The organism is Vibrio sp. 1557, assembly GCF_033340175.1.
Taxonomy (GTDB): Bacteria; Pseudomonadota; Gammaproteobacteria; order Enterobacterales; family Vibrionaceae; genus Vibrio; species Vibrio alginolyticus.
The window spans coordinates 485099-499620 of the sequence record NZ_JAWOVZ010000002.1; the positions used below are offsets into that span (position 1 = coordinate 485099).

Below are 14522 nucleotides of genomic sequence, written 5' to 3' on the forward strand. Positions count from 1 at the left end.
ATGATGAAAGTGCGCAGTTAAGAAAGGGGATGAAATGTTAACCCGATCAGATGAATTAGAGATTCTTATGGCAGTTGTGGATAGTGGTGGATTTTCTTCCGCTGCTGATGCACTAGGTATTCAAGTCGCTAGGGTATCTCGTGCGGTTAGTAAAGTTGAATCACAGTTGGGGGTAACCTTGCTGAATCGCACGACGCGCAGAGTGGAAGTTACTGAGGAAGGGCATCAGTTTGTTGAAGCGGTTCGCTTAGGTTTACTACAAATACAGCAAGCTGAAGAAGAGATCATCACACGAGGTGAATTACCCAAGGGGCGCTTAAGAGTTGATGCCGCTAGCCCATTTGTTTTACATCAACTCGTGCCGTTAATTCAGCCATTTAAAGAGGCTTATCCTGATATTCAACTCGATCTTACCTCTAATGAGGGTTTTGTGGATCTATTGGAAAAAAGAACCGATGTGGCGATACGTATTGGACGATTATCGGATTCAACACTGCATGCTAAACCTTTAGGAACAAGCCCACTATTTATCGTTGCCACGCCTGGTTATTTATCTAAACGAGGTTTCCCTGAAGCGGTGAGCGATTTGCGCAGTCATAACTTGATCGGTTTTTCTGGCGCTAAAGTGTTAAATCAGTGGCCATTACGAGGGTTTGAGATGATAGAGCCTGATATCCTATCCAGCAGTGGTGAAACGGTTAGACAGTTAGTGCTGGCAGGGAACGGCATTGCATGTTTATCTGGCTTTATGGTGAAAGATGATCTTGATTCTGGACGGTTAGTGGCATTGTTTGAATCGGAAAAAATCACAAATACTGGACGAGAACAGGTCAATGCTGTCTTCTACAAATCTTCTTCAGTCTCTAAACGTATTTCCGCGTTCATCGACTTTATTCAACCAAGACTTACTTTAAAATAACTCTATTATTGTTGTTTTAACAAAAGATTTTTGTCGTTATTGCAGCTTTTGTTTTTCCAAGTGCCAAGCCTAGCGTGCCACCCCTTAGTAAGGTGGCACATATTTTTATTTGATCTTAGTTAAAGCGTGGCAACACGTACTGAGCGATCTGTTCCATTGATTTCTCAATTGGTTGGCTATTACGACGGAAATGCAACCCGATGTGATTGACTCCTGCTTCTTGCATTTTTTCTAGCTCATCGCTCAAGCCATTGACTCCGGCCCGGATACCAAAGTGATGCCGAACGACTGGTGCATTTGGGTTATCGACTAAATCAAGATGAATAAAGCTGGCGTAGGGTTTGTTTCCCGCTACGGAGCGCCAAAGTACAACGCGGTGTTCATGATCATCAGGTGTGCCTGGGTAGGCGAGCCAGCCGTCTAGGTTTTCTCCTATCCATTGTGGACTTTGCTGCGCTAACCCTGCGACATAGATAGGAATATCAGCAAACTCGGGTAATAACTGTAGATCGTTACCCAGCTTATCATTTTGCGTATCTTTCAAAATCTCTACACTTTCTCGAAAAGCCGAGCCACGGCTGTCAAAGTTAGCGTTAAAAACGGGATATTCACTAGGACGGTCTCCACTAGCCACACCGAGTATCAGGCGGTCACCACTTAACTCGTTGATGGTCGCAGCGGCTTTTTTCACTAGCCAAGGTTGTCTTAACGGTAATACTATCGCTGCTGTCCCTAGTAGAATGTTGTCGGTGCACGCAGAGAGATAGCCAAGATAACTGAACGGTTCATAAATTTGTGCCGCGTCTCCAAAGTTAGGGTCGTACAACGGGACATCTCTCACCCACGCTACGTTAAAGCCTAACTTATCGGCTAACATAATACGCTGTTTATGTGCACTCATGTCTGGTACGCCGAACGGTTTTCGTTGGAGCAGGCGTTTTTTCTGGCCTTCTTGGGTCCAGTCATTATCTAGGGGGAGCTCAACCCCGATGGTGAATCTGTTACTTAAATCTTTATGCATTATGAAGCCTGACTATTACTGTGAGTACTAGGAGGCAAGGTGCCTCCCTGATATTCAGGACACTATGAGATTTTTGTTGTGAGAAAAAGCGGCAAAAAGACAAAAGTGTTTTGCCACAAACAGCGGTGGTCTTTAAAGGAACTGGTGGTTCTCTACCTTGATTTCTTGCTTGATGAAGTCAATAAAAGAGCTGATCCGGCGTGAGGTACTGGCATTTTTGTAATACACCGCATGAACGGGCTGTTCGACATTATGCGTGTGTTCACTAAGCACGCCCACTAAGCGACCAGCTTGTCGGTCAGAGTAGGTCATAAAGTCAGACAGGCAAGCTATCCCCGCACCATGTAAGGCTAAACACCTTAGCGTCTCGCCATTATCAGATCTTAGGCTACTCATAATACGCAGAAGTTTGTTCTTATCATCCATGATCGGCCATTCCTTAAGATACTCCGGCTTGTTGAATCCAAGTAGCTTGTGATTGAGTAACTGATCTATTGAGGTTGGAGTACCATGTTGTCTTAAATACTCTGGACTCGCGACGATTCGAATCCGACTTTTACCAAGAAATATCGCGCGCATGGTTGAGTTTTGTAGCTCACCGATACGAAAAGCAATATCGGTTTTTGTTCCCAAAAGGCTAATATTTTCCTCATTGGAATTGAGATCGATTTCGACTTCTGGATACAAGCTCTGATATTTAGCAATGTGCGGCGTTAGTACGTGCAGTAAGAAGGGGGTAGCTGCGTTTATTCGTAGGAGGCCAGAGGGCTTATATTTCTGGCTTTTCAGTTGTGCTTCGGCATTCTCTACTGCTTCTACAATATGTCTGACTTTATCGAGGTATATCGTTCCTTCATTAGTAACATCTAACTTACGGGTTGTGCGATTTAACAAAGTCGTTTCGAGTTTGGCTTCTAGCCGAGATACTGATCGACTCACCGCCGAGACGGTCATCGATAACAGTTCAGCCGCAGAGCTGATTGAACCCGTATCGACCACGGCCATAAAGGTGCGCATTTCATCTAGAGTAGCTTTCATTGTTGAATATATTTCAAATTAGATTTGAGCATTGTTAACTTTACGGAAAGTTTCTTGCGGCGTAAAGTTTTGCTTCGAATCAACTATAAAATCGATAATTCAGGAGATTTAGATGAAAGTACCATCATTTGGCGTCGGCACGTTTCGTTTAGAGGGTGAAGTAGTTAAGGATTCAGTCCGTAATGCGTTAGAAGTGGGTTACCGCGTAATTGATACTGCACAGATTTACGGTAATGAGGCAGAAATCGGTGAAGTATTGACACAGTCCGGTATTGCACGTGATGAGCTATTCATTACGACCAAGATCTGGGTTGATAACATGAACACGGAACAACTCATTCCAAGTCTAAAAGAGAGCTTAGAAAAGCTAAATACAGATTATGTGGATTTGACCTTGATCCACTGGCCTGGCAATAACAATAACTTGAACGAATACATGGCTTCATTACTTGAAGCTAAATCGCAAGGGTTAACCCGTAATATTGGCGTATCCAACTTTAATATTGACTTGTTGCAACAAGCGATAGAAGTGGTCGGTAAAGAGAATATTGTTACTAACCAAATCGAGCTTAGCCCTTATTTGCAAAATCGTAAGTTGGTCAGCTTCATGCAGGAAAACGATATTCAGGTAACGTCTTACATGACCTTGGCATATGGGAAAGTACTTGGGGACCCAACTATTGCAGGTATTGCTGAGGACTATCAGGCCACGCCAGCTCAAGTCGCGCTTGCTTGGGCTTTGTCAAAAGGTTACGCGGTGATCCCGTCTTCAACTAAACGAGAGAATTTAGCAAGTAACCTGAAAGCACTTGAACTTAATCTGAGTGAAGAGGCGATTGCAAAGATAGATGCGTTGGAAAGAAATGGCCGCGAAGTAAACCCTGAAGGGCTAGCGCCTGAGTGGGATGATTGAGTGAGTTTCACGGGAAATCATTGTCTAAATGACACCTCTGCAATCGCTGACTTCCTCAGCGTTTGACGGTAGTACAACACCATAGACGATAACGGCTCGCTTGTCTGACGATAGTGCGAGCTTTTATCTTTTTGGCCTATTAGTTTACTGTATTCTCCCGGCCTTCAATTTGGCCGGGAGACGTCATTTAGAGAACAGTTACCATTCGATTGTAGAGCCATCAAATACGCGGAAGCTTCCGGATTGCTCAAGTGTTAGCTGTTCTGCGACCGAAACAATGCCTGCAACACTTTCCTCGGCAGAAAAGGTTGCGTCCTCACCGCCCATATCGGTTTTTACCCAGCCGGGATGAACTGCGACAGTTTTTACTCCTCGCGATTCGAGATTGCGTGCTGCTGATACTAGAACCTGATTAAGCGCTGCTTTAGATGCTCGATAACTGTACATGTTACCTGAACTGTTATCGCTTAAACTCGCAACTCGGGTTGAGATTCCCACGATGGTTTTGTGCTGACTTTTCGCAACGTTGTCTTGTAGTGCTTGAATTAGCAGGGCAGGTGCGACGGTATTTATGTTTAGTACTTCTAGCCATTTTTTCTGGGTCATTTCGCCAAGCTTTGCACACTCTTCGCCTAATACACCTGCATTAAGAACTAAATGATCGAGCGGACGATCCGCTAATTGAGTGGCTAACTGATCGATATCTTGTTGGTTAGTGACGTCTAGAGCCATCAGTTGAAGTTGATTGGATTGGGTTACTAGTTCATTGAGCTGCTTAGCATTTTCTGGTGAACGACAAGTTGCGATAACTTGCCAACCTTTTCCAAGGTAGTGGCGGACAAATTGCAAGCCTAAGCCACGGTTAGCGCCAGTGATTAATACAGTAGACATCGCTTCTCCTACGTTGTTGAGTTGAACAACGACCATATTAGAGGCGACGTATAAGCATGTAATCAAAACAGTATAAAAATGGCCTAGGATTCGACATTGTCAAATCTTAAAATTTGAGAAAGATTCTTGCAAAGTGTTTTAGCCTAGTGACCGTCAGTTCGGAGGCAGCACCGCTAACACCTGCAACAGCAACGACTTTACCATCCAAGTAAAGGGGGATCGCTAAGCAATTGAGGTTTGGCTCTGCCTCTTCTAAATCGAGTGCGTAACCTGATAATACAACCTGATTAAGTTCAGTTTCTAACGTGGGGGATATTTGGTTTTCAAGGCGTAATGTTCGACGAAGCTCATCATCAAAACTAAGAAAAACTTTGCCGATCGCAGATGTTGTGAGTCCTTCTCGTTTCCCTCTCGGGCTACGGATAGTAAGAGGGTTATCCTGCTCTATAGCATCGATATACAAGTACTCTTTAGCGCCACTTTGTACAGCGAGGTAAGCTGTGTTGTTAGTCATTTGGGCCATTTTTTTCAGCAATGGAACAAAATGTTGTCGGATAGCTTCGTTTTTTTGTTCAATCGGCTTAGACAGTTCATAGCATCTAAACCCTAGGCTGTAGCTATGGTTGTGTTTGGATACATATCCAAGAGAGTGTAGAGTCGCAAGTAACCCGTGAACAGTCGTCTTATTTAACTGGATCGCATTACTGATAGTCTGTAATGATAGGGGAGATTCACTCATCGAGAGCAACTCGAGGATTAGAAAACCTCGCTCTAGAGACTGAATGTTTTTTCTTGCCTTGGGCACAAAGACTCCTTGATGATGATGTTGCATCTGAATGGCTTACTGATGCTTCCACCTATAACAAACCACTACGCTGGTGGTTTGGTTTTATTAGAGAATATACTCAGCACTTAAACTGATCGGCTCGTTGTATGCGTCCACAAGGGAGTTTTTTCCTTGCTTCTTAGCATTGTATAACGCTTGGTCTAATATCGAATAGAGCTCATCAAAGTTGGTGAGTGGCATTGAGGTTGATAGATAGGCCAGACTCGCAGATATATTCAATTGATGGTTATTAAGCGAATGTACACTCTTTTCTGAAATTGTTTTATGCAGACTTTGTATTCTAAAGGGAACGTCAATCTCATCGACGTTTTTCAATAGCAAGATAAACTCTTCTCCACCTAAACGACCCAAGTACTCTCCCTTATTAAGTTTAGCTTTAAGCGCTTTGCACACCTGTTGTAGTACTAAGTCGCCAGTCGGATGACCATACTGATCATTAATCGCCTTAAAGTCATCTAGATCGATTAATGCTAGAACGTAGCGGAAGTCTCCTTCAGCTTTGGAGGTTTGGCTTTTAATCGTCTCTATAATTGCCGCTCTGTTTAATGCACACGTTAAGCTGTCTATTTTGGCTTTTAAGCGTGTTTGTCGCTGAACCATCAATGCCAGAGCGAGGAGAACCAATAAACAGAAAACAACAAAATTATAAGTGCGTTGTTGATCTGTGAGTTTTTCAAACTGGTACTGACTTAGAAGAGTTTCGTTGTTCAACTGCGCGACTTGTAGATCATATTCATACTCTTTTTTAGTGAGATCTAGTGCCTCTAACGCCTTGATATTACTCGCGTCTCGGTTCGTTAGTTCAATCGTCGAGTAGGCCTTGTGATGCTCCAGCGCCTTTTTGTAATCATTTTGAGCTTGGTATGCTTTTGAGAGGAGTAATTGGGCTTGCGCTTGCAATAAGGGCCTAGCGTTTTTTACCGCTAATCTTAACGCTATTGTAGTGTGTTCAATCGATTTTTCGGGTGTATGGTTCTTTAAATATGCCAATCCAGCAGCCAAATGACCCTCTGTTTCAAGGTGCGTATTCTCATAAGTTTGGGCAATGTTTAATGCTCTTCCAATGTAATCTACCGCGGTATCTAATTGCCCAGAATCGGCCAAAGCAGCAGATAACCCTAAATAGGTCAACCCTTGCCCGTATGGGTAATGAAGTTGTTCGAGAATCGTCAATGCATTTTTGTAGTGGCTGATGGACTTATCGAGTTCTTTGGATTTTCTGTACATCGCTCCTAGACTATGTTCGACTTGTGCAACTTCAAGAGGTGTCCCTTCATCTTGGCGAACCAGTAGGGCTTGAATGAGATATTGCTCTGATTGTTCAAATTGCCCCAGCTCTGCAAGTAAATTGCCGACGTCATTGTAAATCCCTGAAGGATCGCTTTGCGTCGACATGTTGGCCATCAACTGTCGATACAAACTTAAGGCTTTTTCATAGTCACCGCGGTAATTGTAGTTATTTGCTATTACGCGCAAAGCAAGATCAACAGGGAAGTTTTCTTGATGCTTATGATTTAAGTGGCTCTCTAAGGATGAGCAATAAAAGTTTGCTTTGTGATAACGACCTTGTTGATTCAGCGTATAACAAAGTTGATAGTTCATCAGAGCCTTGCCTTCGGAATCGGATATTTTCTTCATTGTCTGTCGCAAAGAAGAAAAGCTATCTACTGAGGCCTCGTAACTACCATGCTTACGTTCCTTTAAGGCAAGAATATATTCTGATTCTAATTGAGAAAAACGGTTGTCTAAGACTTGACTGCTGCCGTAGTAAGGCTGATTTATGTTTGACATATATTCATAAATCAATCCACTTACGTAGAGCTTTTCGCTGTCCGATTTCGCTGTATGGTAGCGATCTTGAAGCATGCTCAATGCCGACTCAGGGTTGCTTCGTAGTGTGGTTTGGTAGACAGAGTGCCACTGTGTGATATTTTGGTTTGGTTCAATATCTTGAGTGTCGCTTGCATATACTGGAGTGAGCAAAAGTGACGCAAGCAAGGGATAGAGCACGCGCATGTTTAAACGAGCCTTTAATTTAAGGTGCCTTTAAAGTTGAGTTATCATAGCGCTTTTAACGCATCAGCGTTGTGATTAAGTTGGGTGTACTAAGAAAAAGAGTAGTAAAACTATGCACTTGGTCGAGATATTGAAAGAAGAGGCATAAAAAAGAAAGACCTCAACATAAAGTTGAGGTCAGAAATCTTTAATCAATGTAAAGCTTTGCTAGATCTTGAGGTTCCATTTCTTTGCCTTCTAACTGATCGTTCCAGTTAGTTCCAACAAGAACACCATCTTCAGCAAGAGTCAAAAGCCAATCTTCAACAAAGATATCTAATGGGATTTCTAGTACAGTAAAATCTGCCCATTCTTCAACATTATGTGCTTCTGCATCTTCTTTAGAAGACCAGAAAGGCATGACTTCGCTGTTTTCGAATTCAGTTGAATCGCAAGATAGCCAACCTTCTTCATTGCGTAAACCCCAAACCAATTGGTTTTCTTTCGTTTCTGCAACAAAAAGGTCAAGGTTCGCTTGGATATCTGATGTAAGTTTGCTCATTTCAAAACTCTCGTTGTTATGACGTGGCTAGAGTAACACTAAAGTGCCGATTCCTAAAGCATAATACGGTTGTCGAAATGAGTAAAAATAAAGGAGCCGAAGCTCCTTTTCTGAGGTTAAGTATTCACTCGTTTTTGTTTGCTTTGTGCTTGCAGAGCAAACAAAAACAGGTACTTTACCTTTCTGGAAGAGTTGTGAATATTGTCCACTCTCTTTTTATCTCGCCTTTGTAACCAACGACTGATGCGGTGACTCGACGATTTAAAGCATGGCTGACTTCATCGCTCCCTTGCTGTGCTAAGTGAGTGTCACCAAAACCAACAATGCGGACTCTACTCGGTTCGATGTCGTAGCTTAGTAGGGCTTCACGGACATTGCGTGCTCGTCTTTCAGAAAGATCTTGGTTATGCTTCGAACCACCAACTTTACTAGCATAGCCGTGCAGCTCTATCGAAGTAGTAGGGTACTCTTTTAAAAAGTCGGAAAGCTCTCGAACTTGTCTTCTGAAGACTGGATTGATCTCATCAGAGTCGTTAGCAAAAAGTATCCGCACTTGCATGTTATCTGATGCTTTAATGTATTCTCCACAACCGTCGTTGTCGACCTCTGAGCCTTCAGGTGTACCTGGGCACATATCTCGAGCATTGATGACACCATCGTTATCGTCATCTTGCAAATCTGCTATTTGTTCTGCATTTGGTACAGGACGATACTCATATTCGTCTTCAGCAACAACGTGTTGAGTGATGGCGAGCATACCCAATGCAAATAGAATCTTCACTGGTTTCATGATCAGTACTCCACCTTTTCATTCCATTCTGTAGGTACATCGACACGCAAGGCATTTAACAATTGGCCAGTCGCGTTCATAACGCGGTACTTGGCGTACTGCTCTGAGTATCGAGCATCCAAGTAGTTCTTTCTCGCTTCGAAAAGTTCGTTTTCAGTATTTAACAAGTCCAGCAGAGTGCGTTTTCCAATGCGATACTGCTTTTCGTAGGCGATGACAGTTTCAGAGGCCGAATCTACGTGATCCGCTAGGAACTCTTTTTGTTGAAGTGTTAAATCTAACGCACTCCAAGATAGACGAAGGCCTTCTTCTACTTGGCGGTATGCACGTTCTCTTAGGTCTTTTGCTTTATTTAGTTGGTAGGCAAAACTTTCAGCGTTGGCTACGTCACTACCACCGTTAAAGAGGTTGTAACGCATACGTAACATTGCTGTTGTCTCTTCGCTGCTTCCTTCGATACCGCTTGCATCATCACGCCATGTTTGAGCCGCTTCTACCGATATCGTTGGGTAGTAAGTTCCCTTAGATTGCTTGTATTGGAACTTTGCAGAGTCCACATCAGCTACCGAAATTTTGATTACTGGATGTGACTCGAATGCCAAGTCAATCGCTTCATCGATGGTGTAGGGAATAAAGTTTTGGTCCGCTCTTGGGAAAATCAATCCTTGTGGTGACTGTCCGACAAGGCGTGTAAAGGTGGTGTGGCTGTCATATAAGTTGTTCTGAGCTGCCACCAAGTTACCGTGAGCCTTTGCTAAACGAGCCTCTACCTGGGTTAGGTCTGCTGTAGAACCGATACCTGAGTTAACTCGCTTTTTAATGTCTTCATAGATCTTCTTATGCACTTTCAAGTTATTCTCGGAAAGTGTAAGAATTTCATAAGCTTTTACTGAGTCTAAATAAACTTTCGCGACCTCTAAAGCGGTGTCTTGGGCATCAGCTAGAAGTTGATAACGGACCGATTCAGCATCAGCTGCTGTTCGATCCATATCATTAAGTGTCGCTGAGCCATCCCATATTAGCTGGGTTAGTGTCACGGTGGCTTCTTTTCTTGTCAGATCGGTTGAATCTCGCCCTGACTCTGCAGGTTTGATTCCTTCGTAACCGATACCGGCATCTAAGTCTACGGATGGGAGGTAAGCACCACCAGATGCTTCATTCACATACTGCTTGCTAACGAATTCATTGAACGCACTTTTGATGTCAGGATTGGTTTTTAATGTGTTTTCAACCGCTTGCTCTAGCGTTTGCCCAAAAGCATGACTAGCGGTGAACATACCAATACAAAAGGCGTTGGCACGAGTCCACTTCACTGTGATTCTCCTAGATAATGGTAAAAATTCTCGAGGTGATAGGGCTTATAAGTGGAATACTTATAAGGGCGTCAATAATTTAGCGCACAATAACATTAATATGCGATGAAGTAACCTGTTGATTCGCTGTTCATTTGTTTCAATTTTGATAAATCAACCTACTAAATCTGCCTAAAAATTGAATTAAGATCTCAAATTAAACATGGAGGTAATGGCTAGAAACGAGAGTCCAGATTTTAATAAAATAAAACACTTATGCATCTGGGTTCTTATTGATGTATGACACATAATTACTTTATTGAGCATCAAATTGCTGTTATTGCACTATATATTCGGGCAATATATAGCAAATTAGTATTGTTAGTCAAAAACTTGACAGTTATTTAGGGTTAAGGTTTATATGGATCGTACAGCATTAGTGCCACTCGGTAATCAAGTCGTCGTAATAGGTTTGGATGGGCAGCTGAGAGTCCTTGCAGAAGGACAGCAGCCTCTACCAGGTGAAGTGATAGTGGCAATGACAGATGCTGCGCCTCAAGACCTGAAAATTCAGCTTGCTCAAGAGCAAGGTTTAAAAGATATTTCAGACGATGTAGCACAGATTATTAGTGCTATTGAGCAAGGTCAAGACCCTTCTGCTATTGATGAAGAACTCGCACCTGCAGCGGGTGAAAATAGTGGCTCCAGTTTGCAAAATAGTGCCACGATTGTACGAGATGGTACTGAAGTGCTAGCCTCAACAAACTTTGAAACTATTGGCCTAGAATCCCTCGGCTTATCTGAAACACAAGCGTTGACCTTAAATGACTTCTTCACAACAGGTATCGAGACAAGTGGGGATGGCTCAAGTAAGCCACTTACTAATTCTCCAGTGACATTAAGCGCTGTTGAGGAAGATAGCGATCCAATCACGATAACTACTGAAGAATTACTATCGAATGTCAATATTGATGATGCCGATACTCTTGTCATTACAAACGTCACTATTGAGAGTGGGAATGGCACCTTAATTGATAACAGCGATGGCTCTTGGACTTACATCCCAGAAGCTGATGATGACACTGAAGTGTCATTCTCCTATGACATCATTGATGATGATGGTGGTGTTATTAATGGCACTGCTAACTTAGATATTACGCCTGTTAATGACGCGCCAATAGCAACTAATGATGCGATTCAAACTGACGAAGATTCCCTGGTTGTAATTGATGTGCTCGCTAACGACAGTGATATTGAAGGTGATGATTTAATCATTACCTCTGCTTCTGTACCAGAAGAGCAAGGTATCGTTGAGATTATCGATGGTAAGCTTGTTTTCACTCCGGCTGAAAATTTCAACGGTAATGCAACGATTAGCTACACCATCTCAGATGGTGAGTTAGAGGATGAAGCTCAAGTTTCGGTAACAGTAAACTCAGTTAACGATGCGCCTATTGCCTCTAATGATACAACAATTACAGAGGAAGATAGCTCAGTAACGATTGATGTCCTGCCAAACGACACCGATATTGATGGTGATAAGCTGTCGATTGAATCGGCTTCCGTACCTGAAACACAAGGTACAGTTGAGATCGTTGATGGCAAACTGGTCTTCACACCGGCTGAGAACTTCCATGGTGACGCTGAAATCACTTACACCGTGACCGATGGTGCACTGACTGACCAAGCGACGGTTAACGTCACCGTGAATGCGGTGAACGACACGCCTGTGGTTGAAAGCAGCATTGCAGACCAAACCTTGGCGGAAGATTTCACGCCATACAGCATCAATCTGAATACCGCTTTCAGCGATGTGGATAACGTGGATGGCGAGTTAACGTTTAGCGTCTCTGGCAACAGCAACATTCAAGTGGCGATCGTCAATGGGATTGCTACGTTCACTCCAACGGCAGACTGGAACGGCTCAGAAGCGCTGACGTTTACGGCTACCGATCCAAGCGGCGAGAGCGTTAGCCAAACGGTGAACTTCACAGTAGCGCCAGTGGCGGACATCGTGGCAGATAAAGCGACGGTTGTGGAAGATACGCCAACCATCATTAAGGTCTTAGATAACGACACGTTCGAAGGCGACGACAAAGTGGTGTCGCTGGATACCAACAATGGACCAGCTAACGGCACGGTCTCGGTCAACCCGGATGGCAGCGTGACCTACACGCCGAATGACAACTACCACGGTACAGACAGCTTCACCTACATCGTTACGTCGGGTGGGGTCAGTGAGTCCACCACGGTGAACGTCGATGTCACACCAGTCAACGATGCGCCAGTGGCAAACGATGACACGGCCATTACTGACGAAGACACGCCAGTGACGATTGATGTCCTGCCAAACGATACTGACATCGATGGTGATACATTACGTATTGACTCGGCGTCTGTGCCGAGTGACCAAGGGACAGTTGAGATTGTTGATGGCAAACTGGTGTTCACACCGGCCGAGAACTTCCATGGTGATGCCGAAATCACTTACACCATCACCGATGGTTCGCTGACTGACCAAGCGACGGTCAACGTCACCGTGAATGCGGTGAACGACACGCCTGTGGTTGAAAGCAACATTGCAGACCAAACCTTGGCGGAAGATTTCACGCCATACAGCATCGATCTAAATACTGCTTTCAGCGATGTGGATAACGTGGATGGTGAGTTAACGTTTAGCGTCTCAGGCAACAGTAATGTCAATGTCTCAATAGAAAATGGCATTGCTACGTTCACTCCAACCGCGGACTGGAACGGCTCAGAAGCATTGACCTTTACTGCTACCGATCCAAGCGGTGAAAGCGTTAGCCAAACGGTGAACTTCACAGTGGCGCCTGTGGCGGACATCGTGGCAGATAAAGCGACGGTTGTGGAAGACACGCCGACCATCATTAAGGTTTTAGGTAACGACACGTTTGAAGGCGACGATAAAGTGGTGTCGCTGGATAGCAATAACGGTCCAGCGAACGGCACGGTCTCGGTCAACCCGGATGGCAGCGTCACTTACACGCCAAACGACAACTACCACGGTGCAGACAGCTTTACCTACATCGTTACCTCCGGTGGGGTATCGGAGTCCACCACGGTGAACATCGATGTCACGCCAGTGAACGATGCGCCAGTGGCGACCAATGACAATGCCGTTACTGACGAAGACACGCCAGTGACGATTGATGTCCTGCCAAACGACACCGATATTGATGGTGATAAGCTGTCGATTGAATCGGCTTCCGTACCTGAAACACAAGGTACAGTTGAGATCGTTGATGGCAAACTGGTCTTCACACCGGCTGAGAACTTCCATGGTGACGCTGAAATCACTTACACCGTGACCGATGGTGCACTGACTGACCAAGCGACGGTTAACGTCACCGTGAATGCGGTGAACGACACGCCTGTGGTTGAAAGCAGCATTGCAGACCAAACCTTGGCAGAAGACTTTACGCCATACAGCATCGATCTAAATACGGCTTTCAGCGATGTAGATAACGTGGATGGCGATCTGACCTTCAGCGTCTCCGGCAACAGCAACATTCAAGTGGCGATCGTCAATGGGATTGCTACGTTCACTCCAACCGCAGACTGGAACGGCTCAGAAACCCTAACGTTTACGGCCACCGATCCAAGCGGTGAAAGCGTCAGCCAAACGGTGAACTTCACGGTAGCCCCTGTGGCGGACATCGTGGCAGACAACGCGACGGTTGTGGAAGACACGCCAACCATCATTAAGGTCTTAGGTAACGATACGTTTGAAGGCGACGACAAAGTGGTGTCGCTCGATACCAATAACGGTCCAGCTAACGGCACGGTCTCGGTCAACCCGGACGGCAGTGTCACTTACACGCCAAACGACAACTATCACGGGGCAGACAGTTTTACCTACATCGTTACCTCGGGTGGGGTATCGGAGTCCACCACAGTGAACGTCGATGTGACGCCAGTGAATGACGCGCCAGTGGCAAACGATGACGCGGCAACAACACAAGAAGATACCGCTGTTACGATTGATATCTTGCCAAACGATACTGACATCGATGGTGATACATTACGTATTGACTCGGCGTCTGTGCCGAGTGACCAAGGGACAGTTGAGATTGTTGATGGCAAACTGGTGTTCACACCGGCCGAGAACTTCCATGGTGATGCCGAAATCACTTACACCATCACCGATGGTTCGCTGACTGACCAAGCGACGGTCAACGTCACCGTGAATGCGGTGAACGACACGCCTGTGGTTGAAAGTAGCATTGCAGA

General features: G+C 44.6%; 11 protein-coding genes. 3 read left to right on the forward strand and 8 right to left on the reverse strand.

From position 1 onward, the window contains the following. Positions 1–34 precede the first annotated feature (34 nt). A complete protein-coding gene (locus R7070_RS05645) occupies positions 35–919 on the forward strand; it encodes a LysR family transcriptional regulator (RefSeq protein ID WP_005377338.1) in 885 nt (294 codons plus the stop codon). Between the two features lie 115 nt (positions 920–1034). Here R7070_RS05645 and R7070_RS05650 read toward each other — a convergent pair whose 3' ends face one another. Next, positions 1035–1940, reverse strand: coding sequence for a TIGR03571 family LLM class oxidoreductase (locus R7070_RS05650; RefSeq protein ID WP_047102674.1), 906 nt, complete (start codon positions 1938–1940; stop codon positions 1035–1037). A gap of 132 nt (positions 1941–2072) precedes the next feature. After that, the gene (locus tag R7070_RS05655) at positions 2073–2978 is read right to left on the reverse strand and encodes a LysR family transcriptional regulator (protein WP_005377343.1); all 906 of its coding nucleotides are present in this window, start codon (positions 2976–2978) and stop codon (positions 2073–2075) included. A 112-nt stretch (positions 2979–3090) separates the two neighbouring features. Between R7070_RS05655 and dkgB the strand changes: the two genes are divergently transcribed. Further along, positions 3091–3891 carry a 2,5-didehydrogluconate reductase DkgB gene (gene dkgB / locus R7070_RS05660; protein WP_053304418.1) on the forward strand — a complete coding sequence of 267 codons (801 nt, stop codon included), beginning with the start codon at positions 3091–3093 and terminating at the stop codon, positions 3889–3891. A 198-nt stretch (positions 3892–4089) separates the two neighbouring features. Here dkgB and R7070_RS05665 read toward each other — a convergent pair whose 3' ends face one another. From R7070_RS05665 to R7070_RS05690, 6 genes are all read right to left on the reverse strand, one after another. Further along, the gene (locus tag R7070_RS05665) at positions 4090–4782 is read right to left on the reverse strand and encodes an SDR family oxidoreductase (RefSeq protein WP_053304419.1); all 693 of its coding nucleotides are present in this window, start codon (positions 4780–4782) and stop codon (positions 4090–4092) included. 106 nt (positions 4783–4888) lie between these two features. Continuing rightward, the gene (locus R7070_RS05670; RefSeq protein ID WP_104979219.1) at positions 4889–5587 is read right to left on the reverse strand and encodes an IclR family transcriptional regulator; all 699 of its coding nucleotides are present in this window, start codon (positions 5585–5587) and stop codon (positions 4889–4891) included. Positions 5588–5674: 87 nt separating this feature from the next. Then, complete coding sequence (locus R7070_RS05675; RefSeq protein ID WP_170897342.1) at positions 5675–7645, reverse strand: diguanylate cyclase domain-containing protein; 1971 nt, start codon at positions 7643–7645, stop codon at positions 5675–5677. Between the two features lie 187 nt (positions 7646–7832). Then, a complete protein-coding gene (locus tag R7070_RS05680; RefSeq protein ID WP_005377352.1) occupies positions 7833–8186 on the reverse strand; it encodes a DUF2750 domain-containing protein in 354 nt (117 codons plus the stop codon). A 175-nt stretch (positions 8187–8361) separates the two neighbouring features. Then, a complete protein-coding gene (locus R7070_RS05685) occupies positions 8362–8976 on the reverse strand; it encodes an OmpA family protein (RefSeq protein WP_171343397.1) in 615 nt (204 codons plus the stop codon). Positions 8977–8978: 2 nt separating this feature from the next. Then, on the reverse strand, positions 8979–10289 hold the full coding sequence (locus R7070_RS05690; protein ID WP_017635971.1) for a TolC family outer membrane protein: 1311 nt from the start codon (positions 10287–10289) through the stop codon (positions 8979–8981). 400 nt (positions 10290–10689) lie between these two features. Here R7070_RS05690 and R7070_RS05695 point away from each other — a divergent pair. Beyond that, a partial coding sequence (locus R7070_RS05695) for a tandem-95 repeat protein (RefSeq protein WP_318141164.1) occupies positions 10690–14522 on the forward strand: 3833 nt, incomplete at its 3' end.

What these genes read in the sequence shown, in the direction of transcription:
- R7070_RS05665 (WP_053304419.1), bottom strand. Translation starts at nt 4,782, where the DNA reads ATGTCTACTGTATTAATCACTGGCGCTAACCGTGGCTTAGGCTTGCAA.
- R7070_RS05655 (WP_005377343.1), bottom strand. Translation starts at nt 2,978, where the DNA reads ATGAAAGCTACTCTAGATGAAATGCGCACCTTTATGGCCGTGGTCGAT.
- R7070_RS05675 (WP_170897342.1), bottom strand. Translation starts at nt 7,645, where the DNA reads ATGCGCGTGCTCTATCCCTTGCTTGCGTCACTTTTGCTCACTCCAGTA.
- R7070_RS05650 (WP_047102674.1), bottom strand. Translation starts at nt 1,940, where the DNA reads ATGCATAAAGATTTAAGTAACAGATTCACCATCGGGGTTGAGCTCCCC.
- R7070_RS05680 (WP_005377352.1), bottom strand. Translation starts at nt 8,186, where the DNA reads ATGAGCAAACTTACATCAGATATCCAAGCGAACCTTGACCTTTTTGTT.
- dkgB (WP_053304418.1), top strand. Translation starts at nt 3,091, where the DNA reads ATGAAAGTACCATCATTTGGCGTCGGCACGTTTCGTTTAGAGGGTGAA.
- R7070_RS05645 (WP_005377338.1), top strand. Translation starts at nt 35, where the DNA reads ATGTTAACCCGATCAGATGAATTAGAGATTCTTATGGCAGTTGTGGAT.
- R7070_RS05685 (WP_171343397.1), bottom strand. Translation starts at nt 8,976, where the DNA reads ATGAAACCAGTGAAGATTCTATTTGCATTGGGTATGCTCGCCATCACT.